Here is an 18,110-nt window from a genome sequence, read left to right on the forward strand (position 1 = left end):
GGCCTATAAACCGAGTTTCTTGGTGAGAAAGTGGATGTCGTTCTCGCCCTTAATAAAAAGCGGATCCCGACAAATGTTGTCGAGCAGAGGGGCGTTGGTTTTGATTCCCTCGACCACCACTTCGGCCAGCGCGTTGCGCATGCGCGCGAGGGCAACTTCGCGATTGCGGCCATAACAGATGATCTTGCCAATCATGGAGTCGTAATACGGCGGCACCTTGTAGCCACTGTATAAATGGGAGTCGACGCGCACGCCGGGGCCGCCGGGCGCGTGCCACTGGTGAACGAGACCCGGCTGCGGCAACAGGGTGTCGGGATCTTCGGCATTGAGACGACATTCGATGGCGTGTCCATAGATCTCCACTTCTTCTTGCTTAAACGACAGCGGAAGACCCGAGGCGATGCGCAGTTGCTCTTTGACGATATCGATACCGGTGATTTCTTCGGTAACGGGGTGTTCGACCTGCACCCGAGTGTTCATCTCAATAAAGAAAAATTCGCCATCTTGGTACAAAAATTCGAACGTTCCAGCGCCGCGATAGCCGATCTCCAGGCAGGCATCGGTGCAAATCTTGCCAATCTCACTGCGCTGCGCATCGGACAGTCCTGGGGCCGGCGCTTCCTCGATGACCTTTTGATGTCGGCGCTGTGTGGAGCAGTCGCGCTCGCCCAGATGAATGGCGTTACCGTGCTCGTCGGCCAGCACTTGGATCTCAATGTGGCGCGGGTGCGGCATAAATCGCTCCATGTAGAGCGCATCGTTGCCAAATGCGGCGGACGCTTCGCGTCGGGTCAGATTGACCGCCTGTTCGAGATCGTTGGCGCTTTGAACCACGCGCATACCACGACCACCGCCGCCGCCTGAGGCTTTAACCATCACTGGAAATCCGATGCGCTTTGCTATGTCGAGGTTCTTGCCTGGGTCGTGTCCAATGGGACCGTCGGAGCCCGGCACGCACGGCACACCGGCTTTTTTCATTGCCTTAATGGCGGACACTTTGTCGCCCATGATGCGAATAGTGTCTGCCCGCGGACCAATAAAGGTAAAACCAGATTGCTCAACCCGTTCGGCGAAGTCGGCGTTTTCGCTCAAAAATCCATAGCCCGGATGGATGCCAACGGCGTCCGTGACTTCGGCCGCACTGATGATCGCCGGCATATTCAAATAGCTGTCGCCGGGTGGGGGTGCGCCGATACAGACGGACTCGTCGGACAACAAGACGTGGGACAAGTTGCGATCTTCGGTCGAATGCACAGCGACCGTCGCAATGCCGAGCTCTTTACAGGCGCGTAAAACGCGAAGCGCAATTTCGCCGCGGTTGGCAATAAGTACTTTATCTAGCATGGCCTTACTCGATAACAAAGAGAGGCTGGCCAAATTCCACCGGCTCGCCATTGGCCACCAGAATTTCTTTCACGACACCTGCGGCGTCGGATTCGATCTGGTTCATCATTTTCATCGCCTCGATGATGCACAGAGTCTGGCCGTTGCTCACGCTCGCACCCACGGGCGCAAAGGGCTTGGCGTTGGGGGTGGGCGCCGCATAGAACGTGCCGACCATCGGCGACTTCACAATGTGTCCGCTGGGCACTTCTGAACTCTTGGCGGCCTCTTCGGTGGTGTTGGCGACCGGCGCGGCGGCCGCCGCAGGCGGTGGGGGTGCGGCGACGGGCGCTGGCGCGGTGATGGTTTCGTATCGGACGGGCGCCGTGACCGCCGGTTGTCGGGAGAGCCTAACCGACTCTTCGCCTTCCGTAATTTCAATTTCGTGGATGCCGGAGGCCTCCAGCATTTCGATCAGTTTTTTAACTTTTCGAATGTCCATCATCATGTCCCCTGGGCGCGTGCATAATGTGCCGCGCGTATGATTGTATTTTGGGCTATCTTTCGCCGTTCGGCTGCCTTTTGGTCCAAACCGACGCGATCATCGTGGATCGACTGGTTTGGTGATTGCTCCACGCCGCACTCAGTCGGCGAGACGCTATTAGGTTAAATCAGTGCGTTACCCGTTCCAGTTTTCGCCGGAGTTTGCCGGATATTACAGGAAATTAGGGAAGTTTCCAAAGCACGTGTCCCGCCATGGGCATTCATGGGCATTCATGGGCAGGCATAACGGCCGCCCCAAAACGGTGCAATACAGGAAGATATCCGGTGTGACCACCCGTGTCAGGCACGCATCAAGGTGGGTCAGAGGGTGTTGCGCAGACTGGCATTCGCGCCGAGTACAGGGGTGGGCGGGCGCGAGGTCGATTCGAAGCTAGCGGCGAAGGACCTTCAGCGTCTGTGTCCAATTGTCCTTTTGCTCGAGCCGATCGCGAATGTCACGCATCGCTTGTGCAAATTCAATGGCGCGCACCGGTTTGCTGAGAAAATAGCCTTGGGCGTAGTTGCAGCATTTGTCGACAAGAAAGTCCAGCTGCTCACGCGTTTCCACACCCTCGGCCACCACTTTGTAGCCTAGATTGTGAGACAACGAAATGATGGCTTGCGAAATAGCCGAATCGTTTTGATCGTGTGGCAGGTCACTAATAAAGGAGCGATCGATTTTGACGACGTTCAGCGGCAGTTGTTTCATGTAGCTCAACGACGAGTAGCCTGTGCCAAAATCGTCGACGCACAATGTGTGGCCCATATCGCGAAGTTGCTGCAGTTCGTTTTCCGCGCCCTGTGACGGCTCCAGCATATAACGTTCGGTCATTTCGATTTCGATTTGTTCTGGTTTCACGCCGTAGTGTTGGAGCACGTCATGGAAGCGAGCCGGTACGTCGCTCTTAACAAATTCCACACTCGATACATTGACGGCGATGGCATGAATATCAACGCCATCGAAAATGAACTGCTGCATGGTTTCGCAGGCTTTGCGCAGCACCCAGTCGCCGATTTTGACGATCAGGCCGACCTCTTCTGCGATCGGAATAAATTCATCGGGTGGTACTAGGCCCAGCGTTTGATGATTCCACCGAATCAGTGCTTCAGCCTTCACCACCTCTTGGCGCTCAAGGTCGACGATCGGTTGAAACACCAGCGAAAAGTCTTGATCGTCGATCGACTTTCGCAACGCGTTTTCAATTTGCGTACGTCGCGCCATTTTATTGGACAGATCTTCACGATAGAACGCGTAGCCATTTCGACCGTTTTGCTTGGCGGTGTACATGGCGCTGTCGGCGCATTTGATCACGCTGTGTAAATCATCCGAATCATCCGGCACCATCGCGATGCCGACGCTGCAACCAATGTTGACCACGTGCTCATCGACGATCATCGTGGCGCTCAACAAATCGATGATGCGCTGAGCGACAAGGCTTGGATTATAGCTATTGGCGACGTTTGGCAGGATCACCACAAATTCGTCGCCACCCAAGCGGCAAAGGTGATCGGTTTCGCGCAACAGTCCCGAGAGCTTACGCGCCACGAGCTTCAGTAGTTTGTCGCCCACGGCATGACCGAGTGTGTCGTTGACTGGCTTGAAGCGATCGAGGTCAATAAACAGCACCGCAAGCTGCTGGTTTTCTCGCCGTCGAACCTTCATGGCGTAGTCTAAGTCTTGCATCAGTTTGGCCCGATTGGGCAGGCCGGTCAGCTGATCGTGATAGGCCATGTGCAGGGCGGAGTCGTGTTGCGCTTCTAGTTTGGCATTGATTTCGTGCAGCGTTTGGTTCTTTTGGTTGATTTCTTCGCGATGTCTGCGCAACTCGATGACGCGACTAAGCACGACGAGCAAAATAACACCTGCCACTAGCATCGATTGCCACAGCAGCGTGTAGTCGGTTTCTTTTTCAATCGTCACGGCCACCCACTTTTGGTGCACGTTTGTCGCTAAGGCAGGCGGCATCGCCGAGATCGCTTTGTTGATCGTCGAAGACAGCAGTGGGCGATTGCCCGCGCTAGCGACACCAAACCGTACGTTGTCATCCAAGAAAATTCCGCTTATCCTCAATGCCGAATCGGCGCGGCGATGGATCGCGTAGTTAACGGCCGACATGAGGTCGATAACTCCGTATAACTCATTGTCTACAACATCGTTAAGGGCGGCTTGAAGCGAATCGTAGGCGACGAACTCGACATTCGGGCTGCGATTCTCAAGGAGACCAAGATCAACGTAGCCATTGACATAGCCGACTTTACCGTCTGGAAGTGACCGAAGATCGTCGACAAAGCCGCTACGTGAGTGTGTTGCCAGCGCCAGTTTTTCTGTGATGTGCGCGGGTGAAAACGCCAGCGTGTTTGCGGTGCGGTTGATACGTCCCAACGTGGCCAGGTCGCACTCGCCACGTTGGATTGCGGTTTCGATATTGCGCCAGGACTCATACCCACGCACACTGAAATTGACGTTGAGCGTCGCGCCCAATGCGGCAAGATAGTCCGAAGCCATGCCGTCAGCCACATTATTTCGTGACGATTCCAGCGGCATGCGCTGAGTATTGACGCATGCCGTGAACACGGCGTTACGCTTCAGAAAAGTGCTTTCGGCCTCGGTAAATTCGGCGCTTGCGGTCAAGAAGGTCTTGGCCGCCGCTTCGCTACCACTCCATTTTGCCATGATGGCGGTTGCCCGCTCAGCGGAAATTTCGTTGAGGGCTTTTTGAATAATATCGCGCAAGATAGGCCAATCGCTGCGGACGGCCATGGCTAAGTTATTCGATTCGAATCTGACTTTAAATGCGGGTTCAAGTCCGATGATACTCTGCGATGAGGCGTAGTAAGCAATGCTAGCCGTACTCTCTACGACGGCATCAGCGTCGCCGATCAAGACCGCGTCCATCGCGTCGACAACGCCGGTTGTCTCGAGGATGTTGATCTCCGGATGAAATTCAGAGAGGTACTCAATGGACGCGTAACCGGATGGAATTGCCATCGTGAGGCCATACAAATCCTCCAACGACCGAATGTCTGGCCGTTTACCTTTCATAAAGACGTAGTGCCGAATCGTGATGTAAGGCAGCGTCATATGAAATTCGCGTGCGCGCGACTCAGTCCAGTACATCATCGGAAGGAAGTCGATTTCCTGGCGACGAATCATGCCCATGAGTTCACCCCACGTGGGCCCAACCACCAAGTCAATCTCAAGTCCTGTGATAGCGGAGATTTCGTTGAGGTAGTCCAGCGCAGCGCCGGTGTACTCGCCATTCTCAACGTAATCCATCGGCGGCCAATCGGTCTCGCCGCCGACAATAATCTTAGGATTATTTAGAATGAAAGCCCGTTCTTCTTCAGTAAACTCGATAGCGAGCGACGAGACGCTGAATAGCAAAAAGGCGATTGTCGTTAAGGACAGGCAAGTGAGTCGCATAGTCATCCAGGCTAATACACTGTTTTATCAGCGTTTGAGGTGCGCGCAACCCCGCACCGACACAGTGTCGGGTGGCTTCTAACCCTAGCGACCACTTATACGGAAACATTAGCGAGAGACGAGCGTCGAGCCTCCTACTTTATGTCAATCAGACGCACAGGGTGAGACGAGCAAACTGAGAACAGGGCTCGATTCCGGTAGGGGCGCGTCTTTTTTCGCTCGCTGGGGGAGGGTGTTTTGTCAACCACCGCGACCTGAGCGGAGTGGTCGCTGTCTTGGGCGGGCCGATACGGTGAGACCGCCAAGGTGACCGGCGCGGTAACTTTCGCTTGCGAATGCCGTCAATCGATGCCGATGAGCCGCGGCGCCTGCCGTTTGACGACTGATTGTCTGTAACGTTTTTGCTGTGGCTTCGTCATGAGAGTAAGCAACCCAATGGAAGCTGGCTCATGTTTTCGTCAAATCACGTGTATTTGCTTGTTGTTGTAATCGTTTTCTTCGCACTCAGCGCAGACGGCAAGGTTGAGATTCAGGCCATCACGGCGCCGGCGGCGGCGCACGTGGAGTCATCAGCAGACTGGCAGGATGGGTCTGGCGTGGTTGTGCGCCTCAGCGTTAAGTGGCTCGGGTACGAACAGCCCGTGATGTGGCTGGACATTAAGGTGGTACCGTTGTCGCATCCGGATGTCTGCGACGCGCCGATTGGCCTGTACTGGTGTGTCACGGCGCCTCGGTTGAGTTTGTCACGGTGTGGCGTCTTGTCGAATCGGGCGCACACGCTTGAGAACCTGGATTCATGCACACTGTAACGGATGAGCAATTGATTCACTGGGTCGCGAGTGGCGACGCGTCTTGTTTGGCGACGCTATTTGAGCGCCACCATCGCAGTGTTTTTCAGTTCTGCCTGCAGATGACCCGCAACCGCGCCCAAAGCGAAGATCTGGTTCAGGACGTGTTCATTCGACTACTTAAGCGTGCCGACAGTTTTCGTAACGAGGGCAGCTTCAAAGCCTGGATGTTCAACATTGCCCGTAATCTCACACTCGATTATTTGCGCCAAAGTGCAACCCGCCGTTCGGTGTCGGTGGAGGACGCGGCCGATGTCAACTCGCTAGCGGATTATCGATCCGCCGAGCAGGCGGCGGCCGGATCGCAAAAAATGCAGCAGGTGCTCCACGCCCTGGGTCAGTTGCCGCTTGCCGCGCAGGAAGTGATTTGGCTCGGACGTTTCGAATTTGACAGCTATCGAGAGCTCGGCCAAGCGCTGGCATGCAGCACCGGGGCGGCAAGAGTGCGCATGCATCGCGCCATGGCCCAACTCAATGACACCTTTACCCGCGTACACGGAGTATCGATTGATGACTAAAAAAGTCTTTCCCGACTTGTCCAACGATGAAACGGGTGAACAGCACTCGCTCTGGTCGACGTTAGGACAACTGGAGCGCGAGCAGCCCTCGGATCGTTTGCGCCAACAGTTCTATGCTCGCCTTCACGACGAAAGTAAGCCTCGACTGATCACGCGACTCGGTAACTGGTTGGGTTTGGCATCCGGTACTGGCTGGGTCACGGCCACAGCGTGTTTATTGGCAGGCGTGGTCTCCGGCCTAGTGTGGACCGGCGATAGCGGCTCTGACCGACTCGCGGTTCTGGAGCAAAACGTATCGCAACTCAATCGCAGTCTTATCCTCGATCGGCTGGAAAACCAACAACCGGGGAAACGTCTCATGGGCGTGCTCGGTGCCGCTGAATCGGGACTCGACGATGCGCAAGTGACAGAGCGATTGCTGACTGTCGCCACGACTGATCGGGTCGACTCGATTCGCTCCGCGGCCGTCGAGGCGCTCGGCCGACGACTGGCATCGGCTGAGGTCGCGGCGCCATTGATGCAGCAACTGGAAAATGCCGACGCGCCACTCGTGCAATTTGCTCTGGTGGACTTGGTGTTGCGGCACGGCACCCCCGCTCAAATTGACGCATTACGCCAACTTGCCGAACAGAAACGACTATTTCCAGATCTCAATCAACATGTGTTGAACACCCTAAAAAGGAACTCAGTATGAAAATCCTGCTTATTGTCGCGGTCATCGCTACGCTCTGGGCGAGTGCCGATGCGAGTGAGGTTAAAAAGGACAGCTGGACAAAAACCTATACCGTTAACGCCTCTCCCACGTTGGTCATCCGCAATGTATGGGGCAGTGTCAAGGTGAAACCGGGGCCGAGCGGCGAGATAAAAGTGTCTGTCAAAGAGCAGCGATCGGCCGCCACGCAGGAAGACTTCGAGTGGTCAAAAGAAGTCATCCAGCTGAGTGTTGACGCGTCAGACGACGCGGTCAAATTTAAAGTGGGTGACCCGGAAAAACGCTGGAACAGTGGGCGCCATTGCGATGATTGTCGTCTCGAGCTTGAATTTGATGTCGTCGTCCCGCCCGATGCATTGATCGACGTGCGCACGGTTCTCGATGGAGATGTACAGGTGCGAGACATTCGTGGTGTCGTCAGCGCCGGCAATGTAAATGGCGCCATCGACGTGTCTGGCGTACACAACTGCGCGCGGATAAAAACGGTGAATGGCCCCGTGGACATTGCATTCGCGAAGGCCCCGACCGATGACTGCAGCTTTGACACAATTAACGGCGACATCACGCTCATTGTTCCCGCGACTGCCGGGCTTGATGTGGCGGTTGATCTATTCAATGGGGACGTTTCGTCCGATCTACCCATCGAACCGATGGCTCGTCCGGCAAGTGTCGAGCAAGTGACCAAAAAAGGACGCAATAAATTTCTCATCCGTAAGCAATCCGGGTTTCGGATTGGCTCGGGTGGGCCGCTTTACACCGTCGAATCGATGAACGGTGATATTCAAATTCGTAAACAGTGATGGTGGAGACAACCATGAAGAAGAGTTTTTGTTTACTGGCCATTCTCCTGACCGCGTGCGCGTTCGCGCAGCAGGGGCCGCAAACCGTTAATGTGCCCATTTCGCGCCCAGGTGAGCCGATCGAGTTAGACATCAACATCATGTCGGCGCGCATCGAGGTGATCGGCGAAAACCGCGATGATGCCCAGTTTGAAGTGATGGTGGCAGACGGCCAGCGAAAGATTGTGACGCCGTCGGGCACGCAGCTATTGAAAGGGGGCGCCTATGCGTTGGAGATTGAAGAAGATAACAATGCTATTTCATTCGACGCCGACTGGCGGAGTAATCGAGTTACCGTTTTGGCACGGATACCACGACGGGCCAACCTGTCCCTGCGAACCATCAATAACGGCGAGATCATCGTGAGCAACGTTGAGGGAAGTCTCAAGCTATCGAATGTCAATGGCCCAATCACGGCCACCAACATCTCGGGCTCGGTGATCGCCGAGTCGGTAAACAAAGACATTACGGTGAGTTTTGCCCGACTTGACGGTGATAGCGCGACCAGTTTCGAAACGATTAATGGCGATCTTCGACTCGGACTGCCACCCGATGCAGGCGCAAAGCTGTATCTGGATACCAGCAATGGCGAAGTGTACTCAGATTTCGATGTTGATGTGGAACCGAGCAAGCCCGTCGTCAAACGCAAGGATGATGCGCGTGGCGCCGCGATTCGTATTGAGAGTGTGATTATCGCGAACGTTAACGGCGGTGGTCCCGTCGTCAGAATGAAAGGACTTCAAGGTGATATTTATATCGAAAAGAACCAGTAGTGACCAACGCCTGGGCGGTGAGTGCCCAGGCGTCTTTTACTCCTGTGTTCGAACGGTGCCACGAGCCGATGTGGACCACCGACGCTGTTAGTGAAGCGGCGTCAGTTGGTTTGACGCGATTGTCGTCGTAAGTACTCGTCCAGCGTGCGCACGCCCCAGCCCGAGTAACCCATGGGCACAGTGGGGCGGTCTTTTTCATAGAAATCGACACCCGCGATATCAAAATGGGCCCACACTTGGTCTTCGTCGACAAACGAGCCGACGAACGCGGCACCCACACTCGCTCCGGGGCTGCCCACACCACTATTGATCACATCCGCGTATTTGGATTTGATCTGTTCGAAGTGAGACTCGTCCAAAGGCAGTCGCCATACGCGCTCACCAGCGGTGTCGGCGGCCTGACTGAGCTCGTCGATGAGCGCATCATGCCGTCCAAAAACGCCGGCGTAGCGATCGCCTAGCGCACGTCCCACTGAGCCGGTCAGCGTCGCGACATTAATTAACACCGCCGGGTTATACCGCTCCTGCGCGTAGTGCACGGCGTCGGCGAGTACCAGGCGGCCCTCCGCATCGGTCGAGCGAATCTCGATTGTGAGTCCAGACATAGAGGTGAGTACATCGCCGGGGCGGATGGCGACGCCTGACGGCATGTTTTCGGCAAGCGCTGCGAGCGCCACCACATTGACCGGTTCACCACGTCTGGCAGCGGCGAGCACGGTGCCCATTACCACACCCGCTCCCGCTAGGTCCCCTTTCATCATCCACATTTTGTCGTTCTTTTTGAGCGAAATGCCGCCGGTGTCGAACGTCACGCCTTTACCGGCCAGTGCGATCAGCGGTGCGTCGCCACCGGCGAGGTACTCGACAATGAGCAGTCGTGGGGGCCGGACCGAGCCTTTGCCTACGCCATAGTGCGCGCCCATGTTCAGGCGCAAAAGATCCGTTTCATCGAGTACTTTTACGCGCACATTATCCAACCCATTAAACTGCGCTTTGTACAGGTCGACGAAGGACTGCGGATAGATGATATTGCCGGGCTCGGAATTCATGTCCCGTGCAAGATGCACGCTCTTGGCAAGATAGCTCAGGTCGCCTGTAAACTGTTCGGCCGAATCGTCGTCGCTCAACACGCGAACTTCAGGACCCGGTTGGGCTTTTTCCCGCATGTAGCGGTCGAAGCGGTAGTCGCGTAATGCGTAGCCAAACGCAACACGGGCGCCCGTGGCATCGCGTGTACCGATGGCGTCAGGCCAGAGAATCTGCACGGAGCCGCCACTGGTGTTCGCCAGCAGCGCTGCGGCCGTTCCGCCAAAATTTTCGGCGGCGACTCGACTCGCGGGCGAGCGGCCAACACCAATCATGTCGATTCGTGTATAACCGCCAACACCGTACAGCGTCAGAGTTTGGCCCTCGGCAGCGGTAAAAGACGCTTCCTCCGCGGCGATCGACAAAGCGCCGCCAAGTTGCTCATCCAGCGTCGCCGCAAGACCGGTTAATGCCTCGCTTTCGCTAACCGGTATAACCAGTCGCCCATCGGGGGGAATAGAGAACGAGCTGAAGGCAAAGGGTTCAGCGGCCGCATTCAGAGTGAGTAACGCGGCGATGATCAGCGTAATAAGGTGTTTCACATCGTGCTCCAGGGGGTGGTAGCGAAAAAGGCTTGATCGGGGGCTAACCCGCGCTGTAGTAGGTAGGCGTGGAGGGTCCGACCGGTAGACCGAGCAAAAACACCCACACAAAAAAGAACGTGCTCCATAGCAAGATGAACGCGACCGAGTACGGCAGCATCATCGCAATCAGTGTGCCAACACCCGCTTTTGGAACGTAACGGGCCGCAAAGGCCATGATGAGTCCGAAATAACTCATCATCGGTGTGATGATGTTGGTGCTCGAGTCGCCAATACGATAAGCGGCCTGAATAACCTCCGGTGCGTACCCAATGAGCATCAACATCGGTACGAAGATCGGCGCCGTGACTGCCCACTGCGCTGAGGCCGAACCCAGCATGAGATTGATAAACGCGCAGATCAGAATAAAGAAGAAAAACAGAACCGGGCCGGTTAACCCGATGCTTTCAAGGAAATTTGCCCCAGTCACCGCTGTAACGGCGCCGAGGTTGGTCCATGCAAAGAACTTGACGAACTGCGCGGCAAAAAACACCAGCACGATATAGAGGCCAAGTGTACTCATTGCATGGGCCATTGCGTCGATCACGTCACGATCGGAGCGCATTGTGCCTGTCATGCGACCGTAAACGATGCCGGGTACTAGGAAAAAGACGAAAATGAGCGCGACAATGCCCTTGAGGAATGGCGAGCCTTTCACCAGCCCCGTTTCGGGGTTGCGCAGTACAGCGCCTTCGGGCACAACCAACAGTGCGATGCCAATGATCATCAAAAGCGCTGCGATTCCAGCGCCTTTCAGTGCGCGAGACTCTTCGTTGGTGAGTGGGTCGAGCTGTTGGTTGTCCTCATCGGTGAGCCCGGCCTGATTGCGATCATAGGGCCCAAGCGTAGGCTCAACGATTTTGAGACTCACAAAGCTGGCGACAAAGGTGATCAAAAACGTACTGCCAATCATGAAAAACCAATTCGCGCTCGCATCCACCACGTAGTCCGGATCGATCAGACGCGCCGCTTCTTCGGTAATGCCTGCCAGCAGCGGATCCACCGTGCCCAGCAATAGATTAGCGCTGTAGCCACCCGACACGCCCGCAAACGCCGCGGCCAGGCCCGCGAGCGGATGCCGTCCGAGCGACAGATACACGATGGCGGCTAGTGGAATAAGCACCACGTAGCCCATTTCCGATGCGGTGTTGGACAAGATGCCGGCAAACACGATTGCCACGGTGACGACCCTTGGGCTGGCGTTCAACACGATCGAGCGAATAATGGCGGTGAGCAATCCAGAGCGCTCTGCCACGCCAACCCCCAACAGCGCAACCAGCACGGTGCCTAGCGGCACAAAACTGGTGAAATTCGTAACGAGGTTGAGCACGATTTTGCGAAATCCATCGGCGCTCATCAGGCTAACCACCTCGATCATGCCGTTGTCGGCCCGCCCTTTGGCGCCGATGGGTCGTGGATCCTCCACGGCGACTTCCATCCAGCCCAGCAGCCCGCTGACCACAATGACACCGAGCGCGAACAGCGCGAACAGTGTGACCGGATGGGGAAGGGCATTGCCGAGCGCCTCAACCACCTTGAGGAATCGAGTCATCCGATTAGATTGCTGAGTGATATCGCCGTGAGCGTCCGAATTGGCCACTGTTTTTCTCCACAAGGTAATGCCCCGAGTTTACCTCAGATTGTGCGTGGTTTTTTTCCACGCCCGGGGGGGAGAGGCGATTGGCCAAGAGTACGGCCTTTGATGTCGAGACTTCGGGACGGGGCGAGTTTACGCTCGAGAAATGTACTCGCCAGTTTCGGTGTTCACTTTAATGACCTCGCCTTGAGCAAGGTACTCCGGAATGTGGGTTTCGAGCCCACCGGCCAAAATGGCTGGCTTACTGCGTTTGGTGACGGTGCCGCCCTTTAGTGCCGCCGCGGTTTCAACAATCTCCAGATCGACTGAGGGCGGGAGCTGGATGCCGACGGCAGAGCCATCAATAACCATTACGTACACGCCCTCTAATCCGTCGTTCAAATAGGGCAGCTGGCCCTCCAGATCGTCGGCATTGAGGGAATACTGCGAGTAGTCCTCGCTGTCCATAAAGACGTACAGCTCACCGTCGAAATAAGAATACGCGGCTTGACGACGCACAAAGTCGATATCGCCGAGCTGGTCGTCGCCTTTGAACGATTCATCAAAGTTCTGCTTGGACTGCACATCTTGCAGGCGGGTTTTATACAGTGTGTTGCTGCCGCGAGACGACGGACTGCGCTGTTCGACCTTGCGTACGACGCATGCGCGATCTTTGTAGCGCACAATCATGTTTTTTTTAAGTTCACTGGCTTTTGGCATGATTTGTCTCTCGAGATAGGCGGCGTGTTTCCGCCGATCGATCAAAATAGCTTCGCTAATTCCTGGTCGGCTTCTTCTTGTGACAGTAGGCCCATGTGGATGGTGGTGACCGTACCATCCGCTTTCACAAAGACAGTGATTGGCAGCGCAAAGTTGTCGGCGCCAAAACTGGCGGCGAGCGCATTGCCATGATCAGCCGCCATTAGAATCGGAAACTCGACACCGTATTCGTCCGCAAACTGTTGCACCAATGCGGTGTCATCCGGATAGTCCATAGAAAGGCCAATGACCGCCAATCCGCGTTCGGCATAGTCCTGATGGGCCTTGACGAGCACGGGCATTTCTTCTCGACAGGGTCCGCACCAAGTGGCCCAAAAGTTGACCAGCCGAGGCTGTCCCTGCCACTCATTCATGGTGCGCATGTCGCCCGACGGTGTCGCCAGCCCAAGCGCATCGAGCGCTGCCGAATCCACGTTCACCGCCGGTTTAGCGGGAGGACCGGGCTGGGCGGCCGTATAGGCGAAGTAGCCGGCTGCGGTTGAGGCCAGTACCACAACAAGAAACAGCACTGATTGGCGCGAGTTTGTCATAGCGTGGAGGATCGCACGAATCGCGTGAAGATACGATTAGACGAAAAATGGCGCGCGCTTAAGGCGCAACGGCGCGACGGGCGTGATCGGCGAACTCGTCGCGACCCATGTAACCCACCACTCTGAAGTTGCGTCGTTCAACTCCGTCCTTATCGAAGAACACAATCGTGGGCGGGCCATAGATGCCGAAATAGTGTAGTAAGGCCTGATCATTGTCGTCGTTTTTGGTCACGTCGGCTTGCAGTACGACCGTATCGGCGAGCGCCTCGAGTACCGCCGCATCACTGAAGGCTTCTTTTTCCATTTTGATGCACTCCACGCACCAGTCGGCATAAAAGTCGAGCATTGACGTCTTGCCGTTGGCGGCCGCCTCGGCCACAGCCTGCTGCAGCGCCTCCACGGTCGCCACCTTACGAAATGCGAGATGTTCTTCGTGTTCGCCAAACGGCGTGCCACGCGCCGGGTTGAGCGGATCGCTGCCGCCCAGTAGGGCGCTCGCGCCGAGAACCAGTCCGTACGCGACGGACGCAATGGCCGCCACGCGAAACACCAGCAGGTTTTTCTTGAGCAACAAACCAAACGCCCAGGCCGCGCCAAACGCCAGCACCGCCCACAGCGCCATGATAACGCGCGCCGGCAAAATGCGCGCGAGCAGCCAGATCGCTACGCCCAAGAGCATAATGCCAAATAGGCGTTTAACCACTTCCATCCACGGGCCCGCTCGCACCATCAATTGACCGGCTGTTGCGCCATACGCGAGCAACGGTGCGCCCATACCCATCGCCAACGCAAACAGCGTCACGCCTCCGCGCACCGCGTCACCGCTTTGGCCGATAAAGATCAGAACCGCCACCAGCGGCGCGGCGACGCACGGTCCGACGATCAGGGCGGATAATGCGCCCATGATTGCCACACCCGTGTAGCCGCCACCACTACCCGCCGCGTTGAGCCGATTTTGAATGGCGACCGGCATTTGGAACTGCCAGACATCAAACATCGCCAAGGCGAGCGCGACGAAAATCAAGCTGAACGCAATGAGCACGGCTGGGTTTTGGAACATGGCCTGCACGTTTTGCCCGAGCATCGCCACAATCACGCCGGCGATGGTGTACGTCAGCGCCATCGCGAGTACGTATACAAGGGACAGAATGAAGCTACGGCGGGTGGACACCTCGCCTTTTTGGCCGGCAATAATGCCCGACAAAATCGGCACCATCGGCAGTACGCACGGTGTAAACGCCAGCAGCAAACCAAAGCCGAAAAACGTTGCCATCACCAGTGGCAACGAACCGGATTTGATCAGTTGCGCCAGTTTATCCTGCTCCGCGACCTGCTCAGTGCCGCCGGCCGAACTCAGTGCTGAGGCATCTGTCGTGGCTTCGTCGACCGTCACAAGCAGCGTGCGTGATCCGGGTGGGTAGCATATGCCGAATACTTCCGCGCATCCTTGGTAGGTGGCGGTCAGTTCGAGCGTGCCCGCCTCGCGACTGGCGCGCGACACCGGTATGCGAATCTCGGTAGGCGCTTCATACACCTCTACCCGTCCAAATTCAGGATCGTCTTTCATGACACCGTCTGGCCATTTGATCGCGCCGAGTTGGATCAGGTCACTCTCCACGGTGAGCCCCAGTTTGTCTCGGTAAAGATAGTAGTCGGGCTCGATATCCCAACGCACCAATAGGGTGTAATCATCAACCATCAACGCGTCGACCCGGAAGGCCACTTCAGGGGGGAGAGGACCGTCCTCATCGAATCCGTTCGCCTCCGTGGCGAGCATGTCGAGCAACCCGCCTGATGATGTGGAGGCTGGCAATTCAATGGTTGCCGTCCAGGTCTGCGGTGGATAGCACAAACCAGCATCGGCGCAGCCTTGGGATTTGATTTTCAGTTCGAGCGACTCCGCATCGCCCTGATACGGTATCTCCACGCGCAGGTTGCCGCGAAACACCTCTTGCTCACCAAAGAACTCATCGGTTTTGATTTTGCCCTTGCGCATCCTTGGCTCGCCGAGGGTAACGCCGTCTGTCGTGCTTTCAAAGCGCATGCGAGAGCGATAAAGGTAGTATTCCGGCGCGATGTTCCAGTTAACGATGACCGCATCAGGCTGCGAGCTGGTGCTGTACTGAAACGCTTCCGTGGCCCGTAGCAGGTCGGGCTCTTCGGCCGAGCTCAGAGGCAGGGTCAGAATCGCGAGCAGAGCGAGCAGGCGACGAGTGACATTTGGGGCAGAAAAAGTCGGCATACGGTCCTCGTTGTCGGGCCTTGGGGCCCGCTGTGTGAGCGGTTTTAGCGTCCGGATTGTGAGTGTGTCCTGACTAGGAGGCGTCGCAAACCTTGAAGTTCACGTTTTTGTCCTCAGGTAGTCGGTCATTGGCGCGACAGGCGGGGCGGAAGCCCCGACATTGACGCGCATGATACAGGGGACCTTCGAAGGCCGCGAGATATTGCGCGCTGGTCATCTTGGCTTGACTTAATGAATGCCATGCATAGAATTAGCACTCCTTTATCGAGAGTGCTAATTTCAGTCGCGCCAGCACCGGTTGATTCGACGGGCACTTTAATTTTTTAGCAAATAAATCAAGGAGTTTGCAACGATGAAACTTCGTCCACTTCACGACCGCGTGATTGTAAAGCGAATGGAAGAAGAGACGACCTCACCTGGTGGGATCGTTATTCCCGATTCAGCGACCGAAAAACCCAGCCGCGGCGAAATTGTCGCAGTGGGCAACGGCAAAGTGCTCGATTCGGGCGAGGTCCGTGCGCTGGACGTCAAAAAGGGCGACACGATCCTGTTTGGCAAGTACAGCGGCACCGAGGTCAAGGTTGAAGGCGAAGAATATCTGGTGATGCGCGAAGACGACATCATGGCGGTATTTAGCTAGTTCCCTGACCAACCCCTCATTTTCAAATTCAAAATCAGTAGTTAAAGGAATCCATCATGGCTGCTAAAGAAGTGAAATTTGGTGATGATGCCCGCCAGCGAATGTTCGCCGGGGTCAACATTCTCGCCAATGCAGTAAAAGTGACACTCGGCCCCAAAGGCCGCAACGTTGTACTCGATAAGAGTTTCGGCGCGCCGACCGTAACGAAAGACGGTGTATCGGTCGCCAAGGAAATTGAGCTTGAGGACAAGCTTGAAAACATGGGCGCGCAAATGGTCAAAGAAGTGGCCTCGCAAACGTCCGACATCGCCGGTGACGGTACCACCACCGCCACAGTGCTGGCCCAGGCCATCCTGCGTGAAGGCTTGAAGTCGGTGGCAGCCGGTATGAACCCCATGGACCTTAAGCGCGGTATCGACAAAGCCGCTACCGGCATCGTTGAGAAACTGCAGAAAACATCGAAGCCCTGCACCGACGACACGGCGATTGCCCAAGTCGGAACGATCTCCGCCAACTCCGATAGCGAAATCGGCGATAACATCGCCGCCGCGATGCAAAAAGTTGGCAAAGAAGGCGTGATCACCGTCGAAGAGGGATCAACCCTTGAAAACGAGCTCGACGTGGTCGAAGGCATGCAGTTCGATCGTGGTTACCTCTCGCCGTATTTCATTAACAACCAGGCGAATCAAAACTGCGAACTCGACGCGCCGTATATTCTTCTGTTCGACAAGAAGATCTCGAACATCCGTGACTTGCTGCCGCTGCTTGAAGGCGTGGCCAAGGCGGGTCGTCCTCTGCTGATCATCGCCGAAGACGTAGAAGGTGAAGCGCTTGCTACACTGGTGGTGAACACCATCCGCGGTATTGTGAAAGTGGCCGCGGTAAAAGCCCCTGGCTTCGGTGATCGTCGTAAAGCGATGCTCGAAGACATTGCGATTTTGACCGGCGGTGTGGTGATCTCAGAAGAAGTGGGTCTGAGCCTCGAGAAAGCAACGCTTGAAGATTTGGGCAGTGCCAAAAAAGTCCAGATCACCAAAGAAAATACGACGGTGATCGACGGAAGCGGCAAAGCGAAAGACATCAAAGCGCGTGTCGACCAGATCCGCACTCTGATCGAAGACGCCACCTCAGACTACGACCGCGAGAAGCTCCAAGAGCGTGTTGCGAAACTCGCTGGTGGTGTGGCCGTGATCAAAGTCGGGGCCGCAACCGAAGTGGAGATGAAAGAGAAAAAAGCACGTGTTGAAGACGCACTGCACGCTACACGAGCAGCCGTTGAAGAGGGCGTCGTGCCCGGTGGTGGTGTGGCCTTGCTGCGCGCCGTGTCGGGTATCGATAAGCTCAAAGGCGACAACGACGATCAAGACGTTGGAATCAATATCTTGCGTCGCGCGATCGAAGAGCCTCTGCGTCAAATCGTCTCGAATGCAGGCGATGACGCGTCCGTGGTGCTGAATAAAGTCGCCGAAGGGAAAGGCAACTTTGGGTACAACGCGGCCACAGGCGAGTATGGCGACATGATCGACATGGGTATTTTGGATCCCACTAAAGTGACGCGTTCGGCACTTCAAAACGCCGCGTCGGTATCCGGTCTACTGCTCACGACTGAGTGCATGATTGCGGATCTGCCCAAAGACGAGGCACCGGCAATGCCGGGCGGTGGCGGTATGCCCGACATGGGCGGCATGATGTAAA

At 56.1% G+C, this 18,110-nt stretch carries 15 protein-coding genes; 7 read left to right on the top strand and 8 right to left on the bottom strand.

The genetic code is table 11. The annotated features are described in order from the left end of the window. Positions 1-3 precede the first annotated feature (3 nt). The 3 genes from accC to AAF465_05945 all read right to left on the bottom strand — a co-directional run bounded on the left by accC (position 4) and on the right by AAF465_05945 (position 5,290). Complete coding sequence (gene accC / locus AAF465_05935; protein MEM7082255.1) at positions 4-1,344, bottom strand: acetyl-CoA carboxylase biotin carboxylase subunit; 1,341 nt, start codon at positions 1,342-1,344, stop codon at positions 4-6. A 4-nt stretch (positions 1,345-1,348) separates the two neighbouring features. Beyond that, the gene (gene accB / locus AAF465_05940) at positions 1,349-1,825 is read right to left on the bottom strand and encodes an acetyl-CoA carboxylase biotin carboxyl carrier protein (protein MEM7082256.1); all 477 of its coding nucleotides are present in this window, start codon (positions 1,823-1,825) and stop codon (positions 1,349-1,351) included. Between the two features lie 432 nt (positions 1,826-2,257). After that, positions 2,258-5,290, bottom strand: a complete 3,033-nt coding sequence (locus AAF465_05945) for an EAL domain-containing protein (GenBank protein MEM7082257.1) — start codon at positions 5,288-5,290, stop codon at positions 2,258-2,260. 449 nt (positions 5,291-5,739) lie between these two features. On the opposite strand from AAF465_05945, the gene AAF465_05950 reads away from it, so the two are divergent. Genes AAF465_05950 through AAF465_05970 form a run of 5 tightly spaced genes read left to right on the top strand, consistent with a single transcriptional unit; the run spans position 5,740 to position 8,980 of the window. After that, on the top strand, positions 5,740-6,099 hold the full coding sequence (locus AAF465_05950) for a hypothetical protein (GenBank protein ID MEM7082258.1): 360 nt from the start codon (positions 5,740-5,742) through the stop codon (positions 6,097-6,099). Continuing rightward, a complete protein-coding gene (locus AAF465_05955; GenBank protein MEM7082259.1) occupies positions 6,087-6,656 on the top strand; it encodes an RNA polymerase sigma factor in 570 nt (189 codons plus the stop codon). The genes AAF465_05950 and AAF465_05955 overlap by 13 nt, the downstream gene beginning before the upstream one ends. Then, positions 6,649-7,350, top strand: coding sequence for a HEAT repeat domain-containing protein (locus AAF465_05960; GenBank protein MEM7082260.1), 702 nt, complete (start codon positions 6,649-6,651; stop codon positions 7,348-7,350). Before AAF465_05955 ends, AAF465_05960 begins: the two co-directional genes overlap by 8 nt. Next, a complete protein-coding gene (locus AAF465_05965; protein MEM7082261.1) occupies positions 7,347-8,168 on the top strand; it encodes a hypothetical protein in 822 nt (273 codons plus the stop codon). The genes AAF465_05960 and AAF465_05965 overlap by 4 nt, the downstream gene beginning before the upstream one ends. A 14-nt stretch (positions 8,169-8,182) precedes the next feature. Continuing rightward, positions 8,183-8,980, top strand: a complete 798-nt coding sequence (locus AAF465_05970; GenBank protein ID MEM7082262.1) for a hypothetical protein — start codon at positions 8,183-8,185, stop codon at positions 8,978-8,980. A 101-nt stretch (positions 8,981-9,081) separates the two neighbouring features. Here AAF465_05970 and AAF465_05975 read toward each other — a convergent pair whose 3' ends face one another. From AAF465_05975 to dsbD, 5 genes are all read right to left on the bottom strand, one after another. After that, positions 9,082-10,608 (bottom strand): leucyl aminopeptidase, encoded by a 1,527-nt coding sequence (locus AAF465_05975; GenBank protein MEM7082263.1) that lies wholly within the window; start codon positions 10,606-10,608, stop codon positions 9,082-9,084. Positions 10,609-10,651: 43 nt separating this feature from the next. Then, the gene (locus tag AAF465_05980) at positions 10,652-12,199 is read right to left on the bottom strand and encodes an AbgT family transporter (GenBank protein ID MEM7082264.1); all 1,548 of its coding nucleotides are present in this window, start codon (positions 12,197-12,199) and stop codon (positions 10,652-10,654) included. Positions 12,200-12,376: 177 nt separating this feature from the next. Continuing rightward, positions 12,377-12,943 carry an elongation factor P-like protein YeiP gene (gene yeiP, locus AAF465_05985; GenBank protein MEM7082265.1) on the bottom strand — a complete coding sequence of 189 codons (567 nt, stop codon included), beginning with the start codon at positions 12,941-12,943 and terminating at the stop codon, positions 12,377-12,379. 41 nt (positions 12,944-12,984) lie between these two features. Next, entirely contained in the window at positions 12,985-13,533 is a 549-nt protein-coding gene (locus AAF465_05990) for a TlpA disulfide reductase family protein (GenBank protein MEM7082266.1), read from the bottom strand. A gap of 58 nt (positions 13,534-13,591) precedes the next feature. Further along, positions 13,592-15,775, bottom strand: coding sequence for a protein-disulfide reductase DsbD (gene dsbD, locus AAF465_05995; protein MEM7082267.1), 2,184 nt, complete (start codon positions 15,773-15,775; stop codon positions 13,592-13,594). 352 nt (positions 15,776-16,127) lie between these two features. Here dsbD and groES point away from each other — a divergent pair, with 352 nt between their 5' ends. Continuing rightward, positions 16,128-16,415 carry a co-chaperone GroES gene (gene groES / locus AAF465_06000; protein ID MEM7082268.1) on the top strand — a complete coding sequence of 96 codons (288 nt, stop codon included), beginning with the start codon at positions 16,128-16,130 and terminating at the stop codon, positions 16,413-16,415. Between the two features lie 56 nt (positions 16,416-16,471). After that, positions 16,472-18,109 carry a chaperonin GroEL gene (gene groL / locus AAF465_06005; GenBank protein MEM7082269.1) on the top strand — a complete coding sequence of 546 codons (1,638 nt, stop codon included), beginning with the start codon at positions 16,472-16,474 and terminating at the stop codon, positions 18,107-18,109. The last annotated feature ends 1 nt before the right edge of the window (position 18,110 follow it).

The sequence above is a fragment of the Pseudomonadota bacterium genome (assembly GCA_039028935.1).
In the GTDB taxonomy this organism is placed as follows: domain Bacteria; phylum Pseudomonadota; class Gammaproteobacteria; order Steroidobacterales; family SZUA-146; genus SZUA-146.

Coding starts and splice junctions, on each gene's coding strand:
- AAF465_05965 (MEM7082261.1), top strand. CDS start 7,347: ATGAAAATCCTGCTTATTGTCGCGGTCATCGCTACGCTCTGGGCGAGT.
- groL (MEM7082269.1), top strand. CDS start 16,472: ATGGCTGCTAAAGAAGTGAAATTTGGTGATGATGCCCGCCAGCGAATG.
- accC (MEM7082255.1), bottom strand. CDS start 1,344: ATGCTAGATAAAGTACTTATTGCCAACCGCGGCGAAATTGCGCTTCGC.
- AAF465_05980 (MEM7082264.1), bottom strand. CDS start 12,199: ATGACTCGATTCCTCAAGGTGGTTGAGGCGCTCGGCAATGCCCTTCCC.
- AAF465_05955 (MEM7082259.1), top strand. CDS start 6,087: ATGCACACTGTAACGGATGAGCAATTGATTCACTGGGTCGCGAGTGGC.
- AAF465_05960 (MEM7082260.1), top strand. CDS start 6,649: ATGACTAAAAAAGTCTTTCCCGACTTGTCCAACGATGAAACGGGTGAA.
- groES (MEM7082268.1), top strand. CDS start 16,128: ATGAAACTTCGTCCACTTCACGACCGCGTGATTGTAAAGCGAATGGAA.
- AAF465_05990 (MEM7082266.1), bottom strand. CDS start 13,533: ATGACAAACTCGCGCCAATCAGTGCTGTTTCTTGTTGTGGTACTGGCC.
- dsbD (MEM7082267.1), bottom strand. CDS start 15,775: ATGCCGACTTTTTCTGCCCCAAATGTCACTCGTCGCCTGCTCGCTCTG.
- yeiP (MEM7082265.1), bottom strand. CDS start 12,943: ATGCCAAAAGCCAGTGAACTTAAAAAAAACATGATTGTGCGCTACAAA.
- AAF465_05970 (MEM7082262.1), top strand. CDS start 8,183: ATGAAGAAGAGTTTTTGTTTACTGGCCATTCTCCTGACCGCGTGCGCG.
- AAF465_05945 (MEM7082257.1), bottom strand. CDS start 5,290: ATGCGACTCACTTGCCTGTCCTTAACGACAATCGCCTTTTTGCTATTC.
- AAF465_05950 (MEM7082258.1), top strand. CDS start 5,740: ATGTTTTCGTCAAATCACGTGTATTTGCTTGTTGTTGTAATCGTTTTC.
- accB (MEM7082256.1), bottom strand. CDS start 1,825: ATGGACATTCGAAAAGTTAAAAAACTGATCGAAATGCTGGAGGCCTCC.